The organism is Thermus tengchongensis (assembly GCF_021462405.1).
In the GTDB taxonomy this organism is placed as follows: domain Bacteria; phylum Deinococcota; class Deinococci; order Deinococcales; family Thermaceae; genus Thermus; species Thermus tengchongensis.
In genome coordinates this window covers 75,880-95,724 of record NZ_JAKEDU010000005.1, presented here as the reverse complement: position 1 = coordinate 95,724, position 19,845 = coordinate 75,880, and the positions used below count along the sequence as shown (strand labels likewise).

The 19,845-nt window shown below is 65.4% G+C and carries 19 protein-coding genes; 6 read left to right on the top strand and 13 right to left on the bottom strand.

Translation table 11 applies throughout. From position 1 onward, the window contains the following. Positions 1-23: 23 nt before the first annotated feature. The 3 genes from ppsA to L1087_RS07815 are packed head-to-tail and all read right to left on the bottom strand — an operon-like array spanning position 24 to position 5,350. On the bottom strand, positions 24-2,414 hold the full coding sequence (gene ppsA, locus L1087_RS07825; RefSeq protein WP_234558384.1) for a phosphoenolpyruvate synthase: 2,391 nt from the start codon (positions 2,412-2,414) through the stop codon (positions 24-26). A 14-nt stretch (positions 2,415-2,428) separates the two neighbouring features. After that, positions 2,429-3,337 carry an AAA family ATPase gene (locus tag L1087_RS07820; protein ID WP_135259839.1) on the bottom strand — a complete coding sequence of 303 codons (909 nt, stop codon included), beginning with the start codon at positions 3,335-3,337 and terminating at the stop codon, positions 2,429-2,431. Positions 3,338-3,349: 12 nt separating this feature from the next. Continuing rightward, positions 3,350-5,350, bottom strand: a complete 2,001-nt coding sequence (locus L1087_RS07815) for an elongation factor G (RefSeq protein ID WP_234558382.1) — start codon at positions 5,348-5,350, stop codon at positions 3,350-3,352. 56 nt (positions 5,351-5,406) lie between these two features. Between L1087_RS07815 and L1087_RS07810 the strand changes: the two genes are divergently transcribed. Then, positions 5,407-5,799 (top strand): Mov34/MPN/PAD-1 family protein, encoded by a 393-nt coding sequence (locus tag L1087_RS07810; protein ID WP_386082895.1) that lies wholly within the window; start codon positions 5,407-5,409, stop codon positions 5,797-5,799. On the opposite strand, the gene L1087_RS07805 is transcribed toward L1087_RS07810, so the two are convergent. The 6 genes from L1087_RS07805 to L1087_RS07780 are packed head-to-tail and all read right to left on the bottom strand — an operon-like array spanning position 5,783 to position 14,440. Further along, positions 5,783-6,601 carry a hypothetical protein gene (locus L1087_RS07805; RefSeq protein ID WP_234558377.1) on the bottom strand — a complete coding sequence of 273 codons (819 nt, stop codon included), beginning with the start codon at positions 6,599-6,601 and terminating at the stop codon, positions 5,783-5,785. The genes L1087_RS07810 and L1087_RS07805 overlap by 17 nt on opposite strands. A 9-nt stretch (positions 6,602-6,610) precedes the next feature. Further along, positions 6,611-7,090, bottom strand: a complete 480-nt coding sequence (locus tag L1087_RS07800; protein ID WP_234558375.1) for a flavin reductase family protein — start codon at positions 7,088-7,090, stop codon at positions 6,611-6,613. Positions 7,091-7,103: 13 nt separating this feature from the next. Continuing rightward, complete coding sequence (locus L1087_RS07795) at positions 7,104-7,898, bottom strand: inositol monophosphatase family protein (RefSeq protein ID WP_234558373.1); 795 nt, start codon at positions 7,896-7,898, stop codon at positions 7,104-7,106. Between the two features lie 7 nt (positions 7,899-7,905). Continuing rightward, positions 7,906-8,517 carry a phosphoribosylanthranilate isomerase gene (locus L1087_RS07790; protein ID WP_234558441.1) on the bottom strand — a complete coding sequence of 204 codons (612 nt, stop codon included), beginning with the start codon at positions 8,515-8,517 and terminating at the stop codon, positions 7,906-7,908. Continuing rightward, complete coding sequence (locus L1087_RS07785; protein ID WP_234558371.1) at positions 8,517-9,068, bottom strand: Uma2 family endonuclease; 552 nt, start codon at positions 9,066-9,068, stop codon at positions 8,517-8,519. Before L1087_RS07785 ends, L1087_RS07790 begins: the two co-directional genes overlap by 1 nt. Positions 9,069-9,118: 50 nt before the next feature. Next, a complete protein-coding gene (locus L1087_RS07780) occupies positions 9,119-14,440 on the bottom strand; it encodes an LAGLIDADG family homing endonuclease (RefSeq protein WP_234558369.1) in 5,322 nt (1,773 codons plus the stop codon). Between the two features lie 144 nt (positions 14,441-14,584). Between L1087_RS07780 and L1087_RS07775 the strand changes: the two genes are divergently transcribed. Beyond that, positions 14,585-15,892, top strand: coding sequence for a MiaB/RimO family radical SAM methylthiotransferase (locus L1087_RS07775; RefSeq protein WP_234558440.1), 1,308 nt, complete (start codon positions 14,585-14,587; stop codon positions 15,890-15,892). A gap of 10 nt (positions 15,893-15,902) precedes the next feature. Continuing rightward, positions 15,903-16,223 carry a histidine triad nucleotide-binding protein gene (locus tag L1087_RS07770; RefSeq protein ID WP_038041378.1) on the top strand — a complete coding sequence of 107 codons (321 nt, stop codon included), beginning with the start codon at positions 15,903-15,905 and terminating at the stop codon, positions 16,221-16,223. On the opposite strand, the gene L1087_RS07765 is transcribed toward L1087_RS07770, so the two are convergent. After that, positions 16,220-16,648: a bifunctional nuclease family protein gene (locus L1087_RS07765; protein ID WP_038058217.1), complete on the bottom strand. Its 429-nt coding sequence runs from the start codon at positions 16,646-16,648 to the stop codon at positions 16,220-16,222. The genes L1087_RS07770 and L1087_RS07765 overlap by 4 nt on opposite strands. Before the next feature lie 22 nt (positions 16,649-16,670). Between L1087_RS07765 and L1087_RS07760 the strand changes: the two genes are divergently transcribed. Both L1087_RS07760 and L1087_RS07755 read left to right on the top strand, forming a co-directional pair. Further along, positions 16,671-17,207, top strand: a complete 537-nt coding sequence (locus L1087_RS07760) for a phosphoribosyltransferase family protein (RefSeq protein WP_234558367.1) — start codon at positions 16,671-16,673, stop codon at positions 17,205-17,207. A gap of 8 nt (positions 17,208-17,215) precedes the next feature. Continuing rightward, complete coding sequence (locus tag L1087_RS07755; protein ID WP_038041381.1) at positions 17,216-17,743, top strand: phosphoribosyltransferase family protein; 528 nt, start codon at positions 17,216-17,218, stop codon at positions 17,741-17,743. On the opposite strand, the gene L1087_RS07750 is transcribed toward L1087_RS07755, so the two are convergent. Next, positions 17,715-18,326 (bottom strand): HAD-IA family hydrolase, encoded by a 612-nt coding sequence (locus L1087_RS07750; protein ID WP_038041383.1) that lies wholly within the window; start codon positions 18,324-18,326, stop codon positions 17,715-17,717. The genes L1087_RS07755 and L1087_RS07750 overlap by 29 nt on opposite strands. Positions 18,327-18,364: 38 nt before the next feature. Next, positions 18,365-18,886: a 5-formyltetrahydrofolate cyclo-ligase gene (locus L1087_RS07745; RefSeq protein WP_234558366.1), complete on the bottom strand. Its 522-nt coding sequence runs from the start codon at positions 18,884-18,886 to the stop codon at positions 18,365-18,367. 75 nt (positions 18,887-18,961) lie between these two features. Between L1087_RS07745 and L1087_RS07740 the strand changes: the two genes are divergently transcribed. Continuing rightward, positions 18,962-19,198: an FmdB family zinc ribbon protein gene (locus L1087_RS07740; RefSeq protein WP_038041385.1), complete on the top strand. Its 237-nt coding sequence runs from the start codon at positions 18,962-18,964 to the stop codon at positions 19,196-19,198. 197 nt (positions 19,199-19,395) lie between these two features. Here L1087_RS07740 and L1087_RS07735 read toward each other — a convergent pair whose 3' ends face one another. Then, positions 19,396-19,845: a DUF192 domain-containing protein gene (locus tag L1087_RS07735; RefSeq protein WP_038041386.1), complete on the bottom strand. Its 450-nt coding sequence runs from the start codon at positions 19,843-19,845 to the stop codon at positions 19,396-19,398.

The window sequence follows — 19,845 nt, the reverse complement described above, 5'->3', positions numbered from 1 at the left end:
ATACTCACTTTCTCATGAGAAAGCTAGGTGGGCAGGGCCGCCTCCAGCTCCGCCACCTTCTTCACCGTGCGCAAGAGGGCGTCGGGGTTGAGGCTTAGGGAGTCGATGCCCCGCTCCACCAAAAAGGCGGCGAACTCGGGGTAGTCGGAAGGGGCCTGGCCGCAGATGCCCACCTTCTTCCCCTTGGCGTGGGCCTTCTCGATGAGGAGGGCGCAGAGGGCCTTGACGGTCTCCCGCCGTTCGTCGAAGAGGGCGGCCACCCGCTCGGAGTCCCGGTCCAGGCCGAGGGCCAGCTGGGTGAGGTCGTTGGAGCCGATGGAGAAGCCGTCAAAGAGCTCGGCGAAGGCTTCGGCCTCGAGGACATTGGAGGGGATCTCCGCCATCACATAGACCTCGAGGCCGTCTTCCCCCCGCCTCAAGCCCCCCTCCGCCATCACCTCTAAAACCCTGGCCCCTTCCTCGGGGGTGCGGCAGAAGGGCACCATCACCATGAGGTTCTTGAGGCCCATCTCCTCCCGCACCTTCTTGACCGCCGCCACCTCGAGGAGGAAGCCCTCCTTGTAGTCCGGGTGGTAGTAGCGGCTTGCCCCCCGCCAGCCCAGCATGGGGTTTTCCTCCTTGGGCTCAAAGAGGTGCCCCCCGACGAGGCGGGCGTACTCGTTGGTCTTGAAGTCGGAAAAGCGCAGGAGGACGGGCCTGGGGTAAAAGGCCGCGGCGATGAGGCCGATCCCCTGGGCTAAGGTATCCACGAAGTAGGCCCTTTTGTCGGGGTAGGCTTCGGTGAGCTCCTCCACCTGGCGCCGCACCTTCTCGGGCAGGGTTTCGAAACGGGTTAGGGCCAGGGGGTGGATGCGCACGTGGCTGGCGAAGACGAACTCCATGCGCAATAGCCCCACCCCGTCCGTGGGCAGGAGGCTTACCCTTAGGGCCTCCTCCGGGGTACCCACGTTGACCAGGATCCGGGTCCGGGTCCTGGGGAGGGTTTCCGGGCGTACCTCCTCCACCTCAAAGGCCAGGGCCCCGCGGTAGACGCGCCCCACCTCCCCCTCAGCGCAGGAGACCGTGACCTCTTCCCCCTCGGGAATAAGCCGGGTGGCCCCCACCGCCCCCACCACCGCCGGTACCCCCAGCTCCCGGGCCACGATGGCCGCGTGGGAGGTGCGCCCGCCCCGTTCCGTGACGATGGCCGCCGCCTTCTTCATGATGGGCTCCCAGTCGGGGTTGGTGGTTTCGGTGACCAGCACCTCTCCCTCCCCGAAGCGCTCCATCTCCTTGGGGTCCTTGAGCACCCGGGCCCTGCCCGTGGCGATGGCCTCCCCCACCGCCAGGCCCTCCGCCAGGACCTCCCCCCGCTCCTGAAGGCGGTAGACCCTGAGGAGGGGGGCCTTCTGGGAGTGCACGGTTTCGGGCCGGGCCTGCAGGATGAAAAGCTCTCCCGTAGGTCCGTCTTTGGCCCACTCGATGTCCATGGGGGTGGGAGCCCCCCGCTTTTGGCTGTAGTGTTCTTCGATCTTCAAGGACCAGTCCGCGAGGAGGAGGACTTCTTCGTCGGAAAGGGCGAACTGGTTCCGGAGGTAGGGCGGGGTGGGGCGGTTTTTCAGGCGGCCCTCCCTGGGGTCAAAGGCCAGGGTAAGTTCCTTAGGGCCGAGCTTTTTGTGGACCAAGGCCCGGTAGCCGGCTTTAAGGGTTTCCTTGTGCACGTAGTAGGCGTCGGGTCCCACCCGCCCCTGGACGATGTTCTCCCCCAGTCCCCAGATGGCGGTGATGTAGACGAAGCCCGGGTGGCCGGTGTCGGGGTCCAGGGTGAAGATGACCCCGCTACTGGCGGTGTCCGCCCGCACCATGCGCTGCACCCCCACGGAGAGGGCCACCTTCAGGTGGTCAAACCCCATGTGGGCCCGGTAGCTGATGGCCCTGGCGGTGAAGAGGCTCGCCATGGCCCGCTTCACATGAAGGAGGAGTTCCTCCTCCCCTTGCACATAGAGGTAGCTCTCCTGCTGCCCGGCGAAGCTGGCGGTGGGGAGGTCCTCGGCGGTGGCGCTGCTGCGCACGGCTACAGGGAGGGCTTCCTCCCCGGCTTCCTGGGAAAGCGTTTGGTAGGCCTGGCGGATCTCCTCCTCCAGGTCCTCGGGATATTCCCCCTTCAGGATCAGGTTTCTCAGGCGGCGGCTTGCCCGGGCCAGGAGGATGGGGTCATCGGGGTCCAGGTCCTTAAGCTCCTGGACGATGGCCTCCTTGAGGCCGTTGGCCGTGAGGAAATACCAGTAGGCCTCGCTGGTGGTGGCAAACCCCCCGGGCACCTTCACCCCCAGGGGGCTTAGCTCCCGGATCATCTCCCCCAGGGAGGCGTTCTTACCCCCCACCAAAGGCACATCCTCCAGGCCCACCTCGTGAAAAAACCGGATCCAGCGCATACCTTGCCTCCTTCCTAGGGGATGCCCCCCTTCCTGAGAAGCTGCTTCAGGATTCCCTCGGCGCTTTCCCCCTCGTAAAGGGCCTCCTCCGTGAGGAAAAGCCGGTGGGGAAGGGCCAGGAAGGCCGCGTCCCTAAGCTCCTTCCAGTCCACCAGGGGTTTGGCCCTGAGGTAGGCCAGGGCCCGGGCCAGGGCCAGCCAGGCCTTGGCCCCCCGGGGGGAGAGGCCCATGCGCAGGCGGCCATCCTCCCCGCTCAGGAAGGCCACGTGGGTGATGGCCTCGAGGGCCTCCCTGGCCACCCTGACCCCCCGCACTTCCTCCTGGGCCTTGGGGAAGTCCACCCCCAAGGGTTCGGGAATCCGGGGTTCCTCCGTGAGGATCCTGAGCCACACCTCCCGCCTGGGGGGGCGGAAGGGGATTTTGGCGGTGAAGCGGTCCAGCTGGGCCTCAGGCAGAGGGTAGGTGCCCTCAAGCTCTAAAGGGTTTTGCGTGGCCACCACGAAGAAGGGCTCAGGCAGGGGGTAGCGCACCCCTCCTGCGGTCACCGCCCGTTCCTGCATGGCCTCGAGGAGGGCCGACTGCACCTTGGGCGGGGCCCGGTTGATCTCATCCGCCAGGACCACCTGGGCGAAGAGGGGGCCTCTCACGAACTCAAACCGCCCCTCCCGGAACACCTCGCTTCCCGTGAGGTCCTGGGGCAGGAGGTCGGGGGTGAACTGGATGCGCTTGTAGCTCAGGCCGCTTCCCTTGGCGAAGCTTTCCGCCAGGAGGGTCTTTCCCAAGCCCGGAACGCCTTCCAAAAGGGCGTGCCCCCGGGCCAGCAGGGTGGCCAGAAGGGCCTCTATGGCCTCCTCCTGGCCGAAGAGGACCTCCTGCAGGGCCTCCCGGAGCCGGGAAAGCGCTTGAAGGGGGGTTTCTGCCATGGCCTCCAAGGCTTACCCTTCCTCGGCGCTCTTGCGCTCCTGCACGATCTTCTGCGCCAAGTGGGGGGGCACCTCCGCGTAGTGGCTGAACTCCAGGGTGTAGGCCCCTGCCCCCCCGGTGAGGCTGGGGAGGGCCTTGTAGTACTCCAAAACCTCTGCCAGGGGCACCTCGGCCCGTACCGCCGCCAGGGCCCCCTCCTGCTCCATGCCCAGGATGCGCCCCCTGCGGGCCTGGAGGTCGGAGAGGATATCCCCCACCCGCTCCTGGGGGGCGATCACCTTGATCTGGTAGATGGGTTCCAGAAGAACCGGGCTTGCCAGCTCCATCACCTTCTTGAAGGCCATGCTGGCGGCGATCTGAAAGGCGAGGTCACTGGAGTCCACCTCGTGGTAGGAACCGTTGTAGATGATGGCCTTGAAGCCCATCACCGGGTAGCCTGCCAAGACCCCCTTCTTGGCCGCCTCGAGGATCCCTTCCTCAATGGCCTCCTGGTACTTGCTGGGGATGACGCCGCCGGTGATGCGCCACTCGAAGCTGTACTCGGGGGCGGGCTCCAGGCGGAGCCACACGTCCCCGTACTGGCCGTGGCCCCCGGTCTGCTTCTTGTACTTGCCCTGGCCCTCGGCCACCTTGCGGATGGTTTCCCGGTAGGGGACCTTGGGCACGGAAAACTCCACCTCCACCCCGTAGTCGGAAAGGCGTTCTTTGGCGGTGGTGAGATGAAGCTCCCCGTGCCCCCAAAGCAGGAACTCCCCCGTCTCCTCCTGGCGCTCCAGCTTGAGGCTGGGGTCCTCCTCCAGAAGCTTCCTCAGGGCCTCCCCCAGCTTGGCCTCGTCGGTCCTGCCCTTGGGCCGGATGGCCACGGGCACGTTGGGTTCGGGCAGGCGGGCGAAGGGCACCTCCTCGCTCTCTGGCCTCTCTCCTTGCCACAGGACCATCCCCCGGTGCAGGTTCTCCGCCTTGGGCAGGCCCAGGACAAAGCCGCCTTCTGCCTCCTCCACCTCCAGGAGGTCCTTGCCCATGGGCACGTAGAGGTGGGGGAGGCGCACCGGCCCCGCCTCGCTTTGCAAGATGTCCCCCGGCTTCAGCCGGCCCCGGTAGAGGCGCACGTAAGCCACCTGGCCCATGAAGGGGTCCACTTGGACCTTGAAGACCTTGGCCAGGGCGGGGCCTTGCCCGAAGCGCTCCTCAGGGGAGGGCAGGGCCTCCAGGATGAGGTCCAGAAGGGGCAAAACCCCGATGCCCTCCGTGCCCGAGGCCAGGGCCACCGGGTAGAGGAGCCCTTGGCGCACCGCCTCGTGGAAGGCCCTCTCCAGGGCCTCCCCGGTTACCTCTTCCCCCTCCAGGTACTTTTCCAGAAGGGCTTCGTCGGTTTCCACGATGGCCTCGAGGACCTCCTGGCGGAAGCGCTCGGCGCGCTCCTTCTCCCCCTCAGGCAGGGGCACTTCCACTTCCCCCCCGTTCTGGTAGCGGTAGGCCTTGCCGTGGAAGACGTCGATGAGCCCCACCCAGCGCCCGCCTTCGAAAAGGGGCAGGTCGATGGGCAGGATGTGGCCCAGGGTGGCCCGGAGGTCCTCCAAAAGGGCGTAGTAATCCCCTCCCTTGTCCAGCTTGGTGACCACCACCATGCGGGCCAGGCCCAGCCTCTCGGCCACGGTCCAGGCCCTTTCCGTGCCCACCTGTACCCCATTCTCCGCGGATACGGCCACCAAAGCGGCGTCGGCGGCCTCCAAAGCCCCCCTGATCTCCCCCACGAAATCCCCGTAGCCGGGGGCGTCCAGGAGGAAGATGCGGTGGCCCTTGTGGCGCAGGGGGGCTACCCCGGTGCGCACCGTGGTGCGGTGGAGCTTGGCCTCGGGGGTGTAGTCGGTGGTGGTGGTGCCGTCCTCCACCCGGCCCATCCGGTCCTTGGCTCCGGTTTTGTAGAGAAGCGCTTCGGTGAGGGTGGTTTTGCCGCTTCCCGCGTGGCCCACCAGGGCCACGGTGCGGATGGGAGAGGTTCCTGGGATCATCTTCCCTCCTTCTTGGTGCCCATAGTATAGGGCCAAGGAGGGGGCGATTGTCCCAAGTGCTCTACGTCCCGAGAAGGCTTCTGGAGGCGACCCGGGCCCACTTGGCCCGGGAGGCGCCCAAGGAGGGGGTGGGGCTTTGGGCGGGGAGGCGGGAGGTGGAGCGGGTTATCCCCCTGCCCAACGCCCACCCTGAGCCCCTTACCGGCTACCTGGCGGAGCCCTTGGCCCTCCTCAAGGCCTTGAAGGCGCTGGAGAGGGAGGGGCTTGCCCTCCTCGCCATCTACCACTCCCACCCCCGGGGCCCCGCCTTCCCCAGCCCCACGGACATCCGGGAAGCCCGCTGGCGGGTGCCCTACGTCATCTTCGGCATCGATGGGGTACGGGCTTTTCTACTCCCCGACGGACGTGAAGTTCAGCTTGTTATTGAGATGTCTACTGAAGAAAGTTGATGAGATTTGCGAGAAATTTTGGATCATTTGTGGTGACAATCCACACCTGTGGTTTGGTGCCATCTAGGTGTAATTCCACTGCGTCTTTATAAAGGCGTAGGCCAATTATCTTGTGGAGGGAGAAGCGGCGTATTTTTTTCGTTCCCCCAAAATAGAAATGCTTATCTGTTATCAGTAAAATCCCCTTGTCAACCAGGTGTAAGCGCTCCTTTGTGATAACTTGACGAGTGCGGTATTGTGAGGACCGTATGTAAACTCCCTTCGCTATGCGCACAGAAACGCCTGTTCCTGAGGATAGATACTCCTTTTCGCTTTTATATTCATAGAGCCCAATGTTTTCTTCAACCCAAATGGGCCGCTCTTCTTTTTGGAGTAGAAAGGGCAACGAGCCCTGTATGGAAACAGTAGGAATGTTCCCACGATTGAGATATAAAAGGATGGTTGCCTTGTTAAGCTGATCAAGGGCAGAACTAATTTTTCTCGCATCTTCTTTTGTGAGTAGTTGATTTGCTTTGTGTAAAAAAGTTGCCTCGTCGTCCGTCAAAAGATGATCTTCTAGCGCCCTTTCGATGGCTTTCGGCAAAAACTGAGAGATCAAATGTGAAAAACCCTTTTCTCCAACGAGTGCTTGTTGAGCAACCTGTTGTGCAATACTCAGCTTTTCTAAGTCAAATGACTCAAATGCCTTCGCTAAGAGGTCTCGTGCTTGCCTTTCGCCTTTCTTGAAGGTTTCTACACATTCCGGGTGAGCAAAAGAAAGGATACTTTTAGTGGGCTTACCGCAGTATCTGCAAAGGGGCATGTACCGATTTTAACCCCCGTAGAACCAACCCGTATCCCACATGACCAGGGGCTTGGCCTCAAAGCGCACCCCCGCCTCCACCACCTCCGCCACCACCACGCTGTGATCCCCGCCCTCAAAGATGTGGCGCACCTCGGCCTCCAGCCAGTAGGGAAGCTCGGTGAGTAGGGGGAAGCCGAAGGTGGGGGAGGGCTCAAAGGGATGGCCGTTCAGGGTGCTTCCCTCCCGCACCGTGGGTTTGAAGAAGTCCTGGGCGATCTGCTTCTGGTCCTGGGCCAGGGTCATGAGGGCGAGCCTTCCCGTGCGCCCGATGAGCTCGTGCAGGCGGCTATCCTGCTTCACCCCCAGGACGATGAGGGGCGGGGTAAAGGAGGCTTGGGTTACCCAGTTCACCGTGCCCGCGGCGTACTCCTCGCCGTCCCTGGCGGTCAGGATGTACAGGCCGTAGGTGAAGCTCCGGAGGACTTTCTTCTTGGCCTCGAGGTCCATACCGGTTTTCATTCTAGCCCTGGGCCAGGAGGGTCTGGATGAGGGCCTCGTGGATGTGGCCGTTGGTGGCCACGATGTAGCGGTGGCCCAGGCGGTAAGGCTTCCCCTCCAGGTCCGTGACCCGACCGCCCGCCTCCTCCACGATGAGCCAGCCCGCAGCTACATCCCAAGGGTTGAGCTTCACCTCCCAGAAGCCGTCCAGCCGCCCTGCGGCCACGTAGACCAGGTCCAAGGCGGCAGCCCCGGGGCGCCGCACCAGAAGCCCCTTGGAAAGGGCCCGCTGGAAATAGGTGAGGTTCTCCGGATCCTTGGCCACGTCGTAGGGAAACCCGGTGGCGAGGAGGCTTCCCAGAAGCTCCCTCCGCTCCGTGACCCGGATGGGCCTCCCGTTGAGGTAGGCCCCTTCGCCCCGCACCGCATAGAAGGCCTCCCCCCGGCTGGTGTCCAGCACCACCCCCACCTGGACCTGTCCCTCCACCTCCAAGGCGAGGGAAACCCCATAGAAGGGGAAGCCGTGGGCGTAGTTCACCGTGCCGTCCAAGGGGTCCACGATGAAGCGCAGGGTCTTACCGCCCTCGCTGCCTCCCTCCTCCCCCAGGAAGCCCGCCTCGGGGAAGCGGGAGAGGAGAAGCTCCTTGATGGCCTCCTCCGCCTCCCGGTCCGCCTGGGTCACCAGGTCGGTGGGGCCGGACTTGGTGCCTTGGGTGAAGCCCCGTTCCAGGTAGTAGCGGTGGATGCCCTGGGCCAGGTGGGCGGCCTCCAGCATGGCCTCGAGGTAGGGAAAGAGGGGGTGCTTCCTGCCGATCACGCCCCCATCATACCCCTGGCTTCCACGCTTCCAGGCGGGCGAAGAGGGCCTTGAGCTTGGCCTGGCTTTTCACCCCAGGGGCCTCCTCCACTCCGCTGGCCAGGTCGATGGCGTAGGGCCTTAGGGACAAGACCTCCTCCAGGTTCTCCGGGGTAATGCCCCCCGCCAGGATGACCCTTTTTTCCGTCTGCAAAAGGGGAAGAGCCCAGGCCCTGGGGTAGCCCTCCCCGCTCCCGGGGGCCTTCCCGTCCAGGAGGAGGGCGCTGGCCGGGTAGTCGGCCCACTCGGGCCTCGCCGGGCCTTCCAGGGCAAAGGCCTTGACCACTGGGTAGAAGCGCCCCACCCTTTCCGCCCACTCCGGGGGCTCTTGGCCATGGAGCTGGGCCACCTGAAGCCGGGCCTTCTCCATGAGCGCGAGCACCTCCTCTGGCTCCTGGTCGCGGAAGACCCCCACCCGCACCACCAAGGGTCCCAGGGCGGTGGAGATGCTCCGGGCGGCTTCCGGGGAGATGCGCCTTTTGGAACCCGGGGCGAGGACGAAGCCCAGGGCGTAGGCGCCCAGGGCCTCCGCCAGGAGGGCGTCCTCGAGGCGGGTGAGGCCGCAGATCTTCACCCGGATCAAGGCAGGAGGTCCTCCACCTTAAACCGCACCTCGGGGAAGGCCAGTGGGGAGAGGGATTGGCCGGGAACCAGGGTTTGGGTTTCCCCGTAACGCCCTTCCCGGGGTCCGCGGTGGACTTCCACCTGGTTCTCGGCCAGGTGGACCAACCACACTTCGGGAATACCCGCTTGGGCGTAAAGGGGAAGCTTGACCTCCCGATCGTAGGCCAAGGAGGCCTCGGCCACCTCCACCAGGAGGAGGACATCTTCCGGTCCCGGGTGGTCCTCGGCGTAGAAGTCCGCCTGGGGCCGTAGCAGGACCAGGTCTGGCTGGGGTTCAGAGTCTTCGGAAAGCCGTATGGGGTCCTGCACGCCCACCAAGGCCCGGCCTTCCAGGGCCCGGTGGAAAAGGGTGTTGATCTTCTTCACACAGGCCGCATGACGGCTACCGATGGGGCTCATTTCCACCAGGCTACCCTCCAGGAGCTCCACCCGTTCGTCTTCTCCAAGGATGCCCGCCTCGCCCAGGCGGTGGTACTCCCTCCGCGTGAAGCGCCGGGTGCGGATCATGCCCTTAGTGTACGTCCCCGGTGGGGGTTTGGCCCCCACCAGGGCAACCCTTAGCCGCACTTGGAATAGCCGCAGACTTGGCACTTCCAGCACCCTTCTTCCCGCACCAGGGCTTTTTCCCCGCAGGAAGGGCACTGGCTGGCGCCCGCCAGCTCGATGCTGCCTCCGGAGAGGCTTGGGAGGGGTTCCACCGCCGGTGGGGGTGGGGCCGCAGGTGCGCCCTTGAAGGCCTCCGGGATGGTTTCCAGGGCCACGGCGATGAGGTCCGCCTTGCTGGACACCAGCCTGCCCTGGTAGGTGCCGTAAAGACCGCCGTTGATGCCCCGGAGGGTGCGCACCAAGGCTTCTGGGGGCACGCCGTACTGCAGGGCGATGGACACCACCCGGCCCAGGGCCTCGGAGTCGGCGTTGGCCTCGTCCCCCGCCTTGCCCGAGGTGAGGATGACCTCAATGGGCCTTCCCCCCAGCAGGTTCACCGTGACCAGGAAGCTCCGCTTCTGCCCGTCCGGAGAGAGAAGCTTGACCATGTCGGTGAAGCCCAGAAGCCTCCCCGGGCGCTCGTAGACCGGCCCGCCGGGCCGGGAGGGGGCGGGGGGAGCTTCCTCCGAGGGGCCTGCCGCTTGGACCCCTTTGGCCTCGGGGACAGGCTCGGCCTTCTGCTCCTCTTTGGTTTCCTTCCTCACCGTGAGCACCTGGAACTCCCTCGAGCCGTCCCGGTACACGGTGATCCCCTTGCACCCCGTGCGGTAGGCCTCGGCGTAGGCCGCCTCCACGTCCTCCACGGTGGCCTGGTTGGGGAGGTTGATGGTGTTGTGGGAGAGGATGCCGTTGACCACATAGCTGTGCACCTCCTCCACCTCAATGTCGTACATCTCCACCTCGCCCACCTCTTCCACCTCCACCACCCGGTAGGCGAGGACCTCCGTGGGCCACCCCAGGCGATCCGCGGTTCGGTTGTAGGCTACCTGAACCCCCCGGTGGCGTATGGACTTCAGGTTGGCGTAACCCGGATGGTCCGGGCCCACGCGGGTGGCAGCTACCAGGGTTTCAGGAACGAAGACCCGATAGAGCTTTTCCACCCTGGGTATCCGCTTGTGGGACTCAATGGGCTCGATGAGGTCCTGCAGGGGGCCCGAAACCACCGCGGAATAGACGAAGTAGCTTTCCTTCGGTGCCTCCACCCGTTTGCGCCCTTGGTAGACCGTGGGCAGCCCGAAACTGCGGGCCAGCTCCGCTGCCTCGTAGGCCAAGCGCTGGCTCCGCCCCTCATAGACCACCAGGCCGAGGTCGGGCCGGGCGTACCCGTCGAGGGTGAGCCCCCTGAGGAAGGCCAGCTTCTCTTCGGGGCTGCCCTGCAGGATCTGTTGGGGGGTTCGCTTGTTCCGGGCCCCTTTGCCGATTAAGTCCTCCACCAAGCGGGCCAGGCGCCGGGAGGTCAAGTAGAGGTTGCGCACCCCGGTGCGCTTGTCCAAAGTGCACTTGGGTTGAGTCGCAAAAAGCTTCTGGACCACATCCCGGAAGGCCGCCTCTACCTCCTCGCTCTTGGTGGCGATGCCCACGAAGCCCGTGCTCTCCACCGTGGACCCGTCCGCGGCCATCATGCCCAGGAAGAGGGCCAGATCAGGGGACATACGCTCGGGAAGAGGCAGGTTCTTGGCGTTGATCAGCAGAGGGTAATCCTGCGGAAGGGGAGCGCCGCCCGGGCCGTGAGAGGGTACCAGCTTGCCCAGCACCACGTCTCCGGGAGCCAGGTCCCGCATGAGCCGCCAGCCGCTAGGGGTGAGCACCCGGTGGCTTTCCCAGGCCCCCACCAGCTCCGCCCCGTTATCCAGGCGGATCCTAACCGCCCGCTTCTTCCCGGCGGCATAATGGGCCGTGATGCGGTACCCTTCGGCGGTGTAGAGCCCCTCCACGGGGGCAAAGGTGTCCTCCGGGTGAGGGGGAGCGAGGTCTTCTATGGGTATCAGGCCGCGGGAGGTGGGGATCAGGGTGCCCTTGGCAATGCACTTGGAGAGGCTGTTGGCCGCCAAGCCCTCGGCGTCGAAGGCCCGCTGCACCACCCCCTGCATGCGCACGTGGTCCAAGGGGTGGATGTCGTGGGCACACTCGAAGACTTCCCGGATGGGCTCGGGCACGAAGGGGAGGTTCTTGACCGAGCCGTGCCCGTCCTCTTGGATGGCGGCGATCACCTTCTCCCAGTCCCACTTGCCGTCCTTCTCGTAGCCGGGGGCCGGGGGGTAGGCCTCCATGAGCTCCACGAAGAGGGGGTGTAAAAGGGGCTTATACTCCCCGCCGATCCTGCGCCAGACGAAGGGGCTGAAGACGGGCTCGATGCCGCTAGAAACCCCCATGAGCATGGAGGTGGTGCCGGTGGGGGCCACGGTGAGGACGGCCACGTTGCGCCGGGGCTTCACCCCCAGGGCCTGGAAGTAGTCCTGGTGTTCCTCGTAGAGGGGGAAGGGGCCCCGCTCCTCCGCCAGGGCCTCCGAGGCCCTTATGGCTTCTTCCCGCATGGCGGAGATGATCTCGTAGACCTTTTCCCTGGCCTTCTCGGAGGAGTAGGGGAGGCCCATCTTGATGAGGGCGTCCGCCAGGCCCATGACCCCAAGGCCCAAGCGGCGGAGCTTCTTGGCCGCCTCCTCGTTGTCGGGAAGCACGAAGCGGTTCACGTCCAGGACGTTGTCCAGGAAGCGGATGGCGGTGGGGACGTCCTTCCGGAACTCCGCCATCTGGAACTCCCCGTCCTTCACGTAGGCCGCCAGGTTCAAAGCCCCCAGGTCGCAGGGCTCGCCCACGGTGAGGGGGATCTCCCCGCAGTTGTGGCAGACAAGGCCTCCGGCCACCAGGCTGTGGGTGACCGGCTCGGTAAGGTCGTACACAGGTGCCGTGCCAGCGGGTTCCACCGAGGCCACCGTGGCCACAAAGGGTTTGCGGTAGCTACCCCGGGAGCGTTGCTGTAAAAAGGCACGCAGCTTCTCCTGCTTTTCAGGCTGGAGGAAGCCCACCGCCTCGGCAAAGCGATCGCGGTTTTGTCCTCCCAGGATGAGCTCGTACTGCTCGGCCACGGGATAGGCCCTACGCCCGCCCCGGCCGTCGGGCAGGAGCTTGTGCCCTGAGGCCCGCCGCCTGTGGATTTTCCCGTAGATACCCAGGTTGAGAAGGAGGAGCTGGACGTCCTGCAAAAGCCCCAGGCTGGAGGAGGCCAGGCGGACGGTGGCGTCTTGCTTCCTTGGGTTCACCTGAACCGAGCCGTCCGCGCTGAAGAGGCCCCGCAGGAACCCCACCACCGCTTCCCGAGGAGCCCGAAAGAGGCTTTCGGGGACCCGCTTTTCCGTGGCCTTGGCGGGTTTGACTCCCAGGGCTTGGAAGAACTCCGCGGGGATTCGGTTGAAGTGCAGGTGGTACGTGTTGAAGGGGGTTTCCTGAAGGGTTCCTCTGCCAAACCAGTCCTGGAGCAAGGTGGGCAGCCAGGACACCTCCTCAAAGTCCTTTCGCGAAAAGTAGAACCCTACCCCGTCTTCCCGCAGGTACCCGTCTCCCAGGAGCCAGCCTAAGGCCACGCCCAGTTCCTGGCTCCAACGGGTGGGCAGGTGGGCATACTGCGCCTTCACGTCCTCCCGGCCCTGCCCGCTTCGGCTTCCGGCAGTGGCCACCCGTTCCCGGACCACCGCCAGAACGGGTGGGGGAAGGAGGTCTTCCTTGGGGAAAAGCCCTTCGCCGCTTTGTACCAGAACGCGGTCTCCGGGCTTTAGCGTGCCAACTTCCCGGTAACCCTCTGGGGTGAGGACCAGGTGGTCGGGGGTGAGGGTGAGCTCCAGGCCCTCCCGGGTCCTGAGGCGTACCACAGGCTTCACCCCGGTGAAAAAGGCCTTGGCGGCCCGGCGTACCGTGGTGCCCGTGTGCGGTAAGGGGTGCCCTACCCCTCCGAAGGGAGCGCGGTTGTCGGTGACCAGGAAAAAGCTCCCTTTTTCGGCGAGCTCGGCGATGGGTACCAGGCCGTGTTCCGTGGGGATACGGGTGGAGCCCACGAAGCAGGGGTTGGTGGAGCGGATCTGGTACCGCTCCCCCAAGCCCTTGAGGGCGGAGAGCGCGTTGATCCGGTCCACGAAGATGAGCCCCGGCTCCCCCGTGGCCCAGGCGTGCCAGGCGATCTCGTGCCAGAGCCAGCGGGCGGGTACCTTGCCCCCGAAAAGGGGAATGGGTTTGGCCCCGTCCTCCCGCTCCGGAAGGCTTGGGATCTGACCCGTGTAGGGGCCTTCCAGGGGGTAGGGGTAGTACTTTCCCGGCACCTCAATGGGGGTCACGGGCCAAAGGGCGTCCTCCTCGAGGGCCTTCATGAAGGCGTCCGGGACCAGGATAGAGATGTTGAAGGTGGAGATGTCCCCCTCGGCCTTCTCCCGGTCCAGGTCCTTGGCGGTGAGGAAGTCCAGGAGGTCGGGGTGCTCGATGGAGAGGGTGGCCATCCCTGCGCCCCGGCGGGTCCCCCCCTGGCGCACCACCCGGAGGACCGGGGCGTACACGTAGCGCAAGGTGGCCACCGGGCCCGCCGCCTCTGCCCCCAGGGCGGCCCACTCTAGAAAGTTGTCAAAGATTTCAAAAAGGAAGCTCACGGGGCCGGAGCTGGTCCCCCCGGAGCCCCGGATGGGGGCCCCTTCCGGCCTGAGGAGGCTGAAGTCCACGTGGGGTTCCTGGCCCCGCCGGGCCAGGTGGGCGGCCTCCTTGGCGGCCTCGATGATGCCCCCCATGTCGTCCGGCACCCGGATGAGCTCCTGAGGAGGCTCCTTCACCGTGAGCACGCCGTAGCGTTCTGCCAGGGCCTTCAGCTCAGGGGTAAGTTCCCCATAGACCACCCGCACGAAATTCTTGAGGGCGATTTCCTCCTTAGGGCCATCAGGGTTGGTGGGGGGTCGCATAAGGCCCCGGATGAAGTCCTCCACGTCCTTGTGCTCGGCGGATAGGTAGGCCACACCCCGTACCGTCTGCCGCCTGCGGCCGCCCCGGGAGCGGTAGGGGTCCAGGTTGACCCCGTTGCCTCCGCCCACCTTGGTGACCAGGGCCAGCTTCTTGGCCACCTCCATGATGCCTTCAAAGCTTTCCGGTGGGTTCTCCGTGGCCCCTTGCACGAAGCAGTTCAGAAGGTTGCCGTGGGCGGTGCCGGCCCCCGCCAGGATGCGCCCCCCGGGGGAGAAGCGCTTGGAGGCCATGAGGTTGTAGAACTTCTCCTCCCAGTAGGCCCGGTCCTCGGGTTTTTCCACCTTGGCGATCTCCCGGGCCACCCGACGGAACATGCCGAGGATGTCCCCGTCCCCCTCCTGCAAATACTGGCGCTTGGCGATGGCTTGCGCGTGATCGTCAAAGAAATACCGTTCCATAAATCCTCCAGACCGTGTTTCCCCCACATCTTGGGGCAGACGCCTGGAATACTACAACCTTTAGGGTTTTCCTGGCAAGTGGGGAGGGTCACACTCCGCCCCCGGTTGTTGACTTGGCTCCCTTAGGCTACCAGAATGGAAAGGATGCGCGCGGCTTTCCGCACCTTGGGGTGCAAGGTGAACCAGGTGGAAACCGAGGCCCTCTTGGGCTTCCTCAAAGCCCTGGAGCCCGAGGTGGTCCCCCTCGAGGCGGGGGCCGACCTGGTGGTCATCAACACCTGCGCCGTGACCACCACCGCCGAAGCCGATGCCCGCAAGGAGATCCGCCGGGCCAGGCGGGCTAACCCAGGGGCCTTCATCGTGGTCACGGGGTGCTATGCGGAGCTCTCTCCCGAGGCGGTGCGGGAGCTGGGGGCGGACGCCGTGGTGCCCAATTCCCGCAAGGCGGAGCTCCCCAAGGTGATCCTGGAGCACTTCGGCCTTCCCGCGGACCCCATCACTACCCCCCCCAACGAGTTCTGGGGGGCAGGGGAAAGGGGGCTACTCAATAGCCGGGTGCGGGCCTTCTTGAAGGTGCAGGATGGCTGCCAGGCGGGGTGCGCCTACTGCATCATCCCCCGCCTCCGGGGCAAGGAGCGCCACCGGGATTACCGGGAGGCCCTGGCGGAAGCCGAGGCCCTTCTTCGGATGGGCATCCAGGAGATCGTGCTCACCGGGGTGCGGCTTGGCAGCTACCGGGGCCACCCCCGGGGCCTGGCGGGCCTGGTGGAGGACCTCCACCACCTGGGGGCCAAGGTGCGGCTTTCCTCCATTGAACCCGAGGACACGGGGGAGGATCTCCTTGGGGTCATCGCCCGGTATGCCCCTGGGGTCAGGCCCCACCTGCACCTTTCCCTGCAGACGGGCTCGGACCGCCTCTTAAGGCTCATGGGCCGCCGCTACGACAAGGCCTACTACCGCCAGCTGGTGCGAAGGGCCTACGAGCTTATCCCCGGCTTTGCCCTCACCACGGATGTCATCGCCGGGCTCCCCACGGAAACCGAGGAGGAGCACCGGGAGACCTTGGCCTTTCTGGAGGAGCTCAGGCCCACCCGGGTCCACGCCTTCACCTACACCCCCCGCCCCAAGACCCGGGCGGCCTCCATGCCCCAGGTGCCGCCGGAGGTGCGCAAGCGGCGCACCAAGGAGATCATCGCTTTGGCCCAGCGTCTGGCGGAGGAACGCATGAGGTCCAAGCTGGGGAGCCAGGTGGAGGTCTTGGTGGAGAGAATCCAGAACGGCTTGGCCTTGGGCCATACCCCTGACTACTACGAGGCCCGGCTTTCCGGCCCTGCCCGGCCGGGGGATACGGTTTTGGCACGGGTGGAGGGGGCGGAGGGGTACACCCTTTTGGGCCGGGTGGAGAGGGTGGAGCAGGAGGCTTCGCTTCCCTTGGAACTTCCCGTAAGGTAGACTTTTTCCCATGGAGTGCGTGTTCTGCCGCATCATCGCCGGGGAGCTTCCTTCCCGGAAAGTCTACGAGGATGAGGGCTTCGTGGCCTTCCACGACATAAGGCCCAGGGCCCCGGTGCACGTGCTGGTGGTGCCCAAGGAACACATAGCGAAGCTTTCCGACTACCCCGACACGGAGGAGGGTCAGAGAAGGCTTGGGGCTCTCTTCCGCACTGCCAACCGGGTGGCGAAGGCCCTTGGGCTTGAGGGCTACAAGCTTCAGGTGCACGTGGGGGAGAAGGGAGGGCAGGAGGTTTTCCACGTGCACGTGCACGTCATGGGCGCCCCCTAGGCCTCAGCGGCTCCGTGGGGCTTTAGGCTGGCCTCCTCCACTCCCGCCTTTTCCACCACCTCCTCGGCCACCAGGATGGGGGCCCCGGCCCTGAGGGCGAGGGCCATGGCGTCGGAGGGCCTTGCGTCCACCTCCAGCTCGATGCCCCGATGCTCCAGGATGAGTCGGGCATAGAAGGTGCCGTCCCGGAGGTCAATGATCTCCACCCGTAGCAGCTTACCTTGGAGCATTTCCATTACGGATAGCAGGAGGTCTGGGGTTAGGGGGCGGGGGGGCTTCTCCCCTTGCAGGGCCACCACGATGTGGTGGGCCTCGAGGGGGCCGATGACGATGGGGAGAAGCTTGTCGTTCTCCGTCCTGAGCAGGACCACCACGCTCCCGTTCTGGGGGTCCACGCCCAGGGTCTCGATCTTGGCGCTTAGCATACCTAGAGTATAGACTAGCGGCGTGAGGACCTACCCTGTGGAGATCGCCGGGGTTCGGCGCGACCTTCCCATCGTCCAGGTGGGGCCGGATGTGGCCGTGGCCCTTTTAAACCTTCTGGGGGACACTGAGCTCACCGAGGCCGCCGCCGAGGCACTGGCCGAGCGCTTACCCCCTGAGGTGGAAACCTTGGTCACCCCTGAGGTCAAGGCGGTGCCCTTGGCCCATGCCCTTTCCCGCATCACCGGCAAGCCCTACGTGGTGGCCCGGAAGACGGAGAAGCCCTACATGATCAACCCCGTGAGCCGCCAGGTGCTCTCCATCACCACGGGCAAGCCCCAGCTTCTGGTGCTGGATGGGGCGGATATCCCCCTCATCCGGGGGCACAAGGTGGCCATCGTGGACGACGTGGTGTCCACCGGTTCCACCCTTTCCGGCCTCCGGGAGCTCATCGAGAGCGTGGGGGGGCAGGTGGTGGCGGTGCTGGCGGTCTTCACCGAGGGCACGCCCCGCCAGGATGTCATCGCTTTAGGCCACCTTCCCCTCTTTAAGCCGGAATAGGAGGTTTTATGGAAACCTATCCCATCACCATCGGCGGCGTCACCCGCCACGTGCCCCTCATCGAGCCCTTGCCCGGGCGGCGCATCCCCCTGGTGGAGTTTTTGGGGGACCCTGAGCTGGTGCGGGCGGCGGCCCAGGCCCTAAAGCCCCTGGTGCCCGCGGGTACCGAGGTCCTCTTCACCACGGAAACGAGCCCGATTCCCCTCGCCCACGTGCTGGCAGAGGAGATGGGCTTGCCTTACGTGGTGGCCCGGCGCCGCCGCCGCCCCTACATGGAAGACCCCATCATCCAGGAGGTGCAGACCCTGACCCTAGGGGTGGGGGAGGTGCTCTGGCTGGACCGGCGCTTCGCCGAGAAGCTTCTTAACCAGAAGGTAACCCTGGTATCCGATGTGGTTTCCAGCGGGGAAACCATGAAGGCCATGGAGAGGATGGTGCTCCGGGCAGGAGGGCGGGTGGTGGGACGGATCGCCGCCTTCCGTCAAGGAAGCCCTACCCTGGAGGTGCTCACCGTGGCGGAGCTCCCGGTGCTCTGATCTCGTACAGCTCCGCCCGGAGGCCGAGCCTCCGGGCGGCTGCCACGTTCTCGGGGTCGTCGTCCAGGTAGAGGGTCTCTTCGGGCGCGAGGCCGAGGGCCTCCAGGGCGAGGAGGAAGGCCCTGGGGTCCGGCTTGGCCACGCCCAGGGCGCAGGAGGCGAAGAAGCCGTCCACATAGGGGGCCAGGCCGTGGTAGGCCAGGCTTTCCCGGAGGCTTGGGAGGGTGTTGGAAAGGACCCCCACCTTGAGCCCCTGGGCCTTGAGGCTCCGGAGAAGCGCCTCTGCTCCAGGGGCCTGGCGCATGAAGTGGTAGTAGCGCAGGGAAAGAAGCTTTGCTTCAGGCACGCGAAGCTCCTGGGAAACCCGCAACACCTGCTTCCTCCAGAAGCGGCCTTCCTCCTCGAGGGTCCGCACCTGGAGGTGGCGCACGGCTTCGTTGATCTCGTGCACCACCTGGGCCAGGACGGCCAGGGCCTTTTCCAGGCCAGCCCCGTGGATGGAAAGCTCCAGGGCCTTCTTGTAAAGGGCTTCCTCGTCCATGAGGAGCAGAACCCCGTCCCGGTCCAAAAGGGCTCCCCGCATGGGCCTAAGTGTAGCACCCCCGGGGCCTGACCTATGGGTCATTTGACCGGACGCACCCCTTCCTCGGTGGCCAAGAAGCTTACCGGCGCGTCCCAGGGGTCCCGGGGAAGGCAGGGAAACAAAAGGGCCTTGGGGATGACCCCAAGCTTCTCGGCCCGGACCGTGGCCAGAAAACGGTCATAATACCCCTTGCCGTGCCCCAGGCGGTAGCCTTCCTGGTCAAAGGCCAACCCGGGGACCACCACCAGGTCCAGGACCTGGGGGTCCACCGCCTGGGTGGTGGGTTCCAGGAGGCCGAAGGGTCCGGGGGCCAAGGGGCCTAAGGGGTGAACCGTAAGCCCCGTGCCGGCCACCTTGGGCAGGTAGTAGCGGGCGGGGTAAAGCCGGGTAAGGGAAAGGAGGTCCAGCTCGTGGGGCAGAGGATGGTAAAGGAGGATGGCCCGGAAGCCTCTGGCCTTAAGCCAGGGCACCAGGACCTCCACCACCTGCTCTGAAAGGCGTTCCCGGTCCAGGGTTCGCCAGAGGCGGAGGCAGTGCCGGCGCAGGGCGGGCTTGTCCACGGGGGGAGGGTACCACTCCACCCCCTTGACACTCAAGGTAGCTGAGTGTCAAAATGGCTGGACAGGAGGGTGGGTATGCCGGTCTACGTCTACAAGGGCCTGGAGACGGGGAACTACTACGAGTTTGAACAGGGTTTCCACGACGAGCCTCTCAAGGCGCACCCGGAAACCGGCGAGCCCTTGAAGCGGGTCATCACCCCTCCCGCCATCATCTTCAAGGGCTCGGGCTGGCACGTTAAGGACTACGCCAAGAAGGACTCCGGCTCCAAGTCGGAAAGCTCGGAGAGCAAAAAGGAGGAAAAGGAGGAGTAGTCCCGGTGCGTTTTGGGTCCGAAGCTCGGGCTTCGGGCCTTATACTTTTTTCTCAACTTGGCGGCGTTGGTGCTGGTCCTGCTGGGGGTGGGGCTCCTCTTTACCCCTAGGCGGGGGTATGGGCTTCCGTACCCGCACGCAAAGCTCGCCCCATCGGCCAAAGCCAAAGCGGCTNGCCAAAACCCACGACGGGGTACTTAAGGCCTCACACGGTCCCCAGGGGCGATTTCCAGGAGGCCCTCCCGCAACTCCAGCACCCCCCGGTAGGCGAGGCCCGGGGCGTAGGTTTCCCCAGGCTGGAGCCTGGCCACCTTGAGCACCCGGCCTTCGGCGTCCAGAAAGGCCAGCACCACCGGGAAGCGATAGCCCTGGGCGCTGAAGGGGGCGTCGGTGGCCTCGGGGAATAGGTAAAGGAGGGCCTCGAGCTCCTCCTTCCGCATCCCCAGGCCCCGGCTCCAGGCCTCCGGGGTGCGGGCTAAACGGGCCTGGAGCACCCTTTGGCCATGGGCTGTTTCCACCACCACCCTTTGGGGTGGAGGGGGGGTTTGCAGCCTCCTGGCGGCGAGCAGGTAGCCCATGAAGGAAAAGACGGAAAGGGCGATCAGCAGGGCAAAGGCCACCAGGGGGAAGAGGGGGTTCCGCTCCAC

Excerpts from the sequence above, each read along its gene's own strand:
- L1087_RS07740 (WP_038041385.1), top strand. The coding sequence starts at position 18,962 with ATGCCGGTCTACGTCTACAAGGGCCTGGAGACGGGGAACTACTACGAG.
- L1087_RS07780 (WP_234558369.1), bottom strand. The coding sequence starts at position 14,440 with ATGGAACGGTATTTCTTTGACGATCACGCGCAAGCCATCGCCAAGCGC.
- L1087_RS07820 (WP_135259839.1), bottom strand. The coding sequence starts at position 3,337 with ATGGCAGAAACCCCCCTTCAAGCGCTTTCCCGGCTCCGGGAGGCCCTG.
- L1087_RS07770 (WP_038041378.1), top strand. The coding sequence starts at position 15,903 with ATGGAGTGCGTGTTCTGCCGCATCATCGCCGGGGAGCTTCCTTCCCGG.
- L1087_RS07750 (WP_038041383.1), bottom strand. The coding sequence starts at position 18,326 with ATGCGGGGAGCCCTTTTGGACCGGGACGGGGTTCTGCTCCTCATGGAC.
- L1087_RS07775 (WP_234558440.1), top strand. The coding sequence starts at position 14,585 with ATGCGCGCGGCTTTCCGCACCTTGGGGTGCAAGGTGAACCAGGTGGAA.
- L1087_RS07805 (WP_234558377.1), bottom strand. The coding sequence starts at position 6,601 with ATGCCCCTTTGCAGATACTGCGGTAAGCCCACTAAAAGTATCCTTTCT.
- L1087_RS07815 (WP_234558382.1), bottom strand. The coding sequence starts at position 5,350 with ATGATCCCAGGAACCTCTCCCATCCGCACCGTGGCCCTGGTGGGCCAC.
- L1087_RS07755 (WP_038041381.1), top strand. The coding sequence starts at position 17,216 with ATGGAAACCTATCCCATCACCATCGGCGGCGTCACCCGCCACGTGCCC.
- L1087_RS07800 (WP_234558375.1), bottom strand. The coding sequence starts at position 7,090 with ATGGACCTCGAGGCCAAGAAGAAAGTCCTCCGGAGCTTCACCTACGGC.
- L1087_RS07785 (WP_234558371.1), bottom strand. The coding sequence starts at position 9,068 with ATGATCCGCACCCGGCGCTTCACGCGGAGGGAGTACCACCGCCTGGGC.
- L1087_RS07765 (WP_038058217.1), bottom strand. The coding sequence starts at position 16,648 with ATGCTAAGCGCCAAGATCGAGACCCTGGGCGTGGACCCCCAGAACGGG.
- ppsA (WP_234558384.1), bottom strand. The coding sequence starts at position 2,414 with ATGCGCTGGATCCGGTTTTTTCACGAGGTGGGCCTGGAGGATGTGCCT.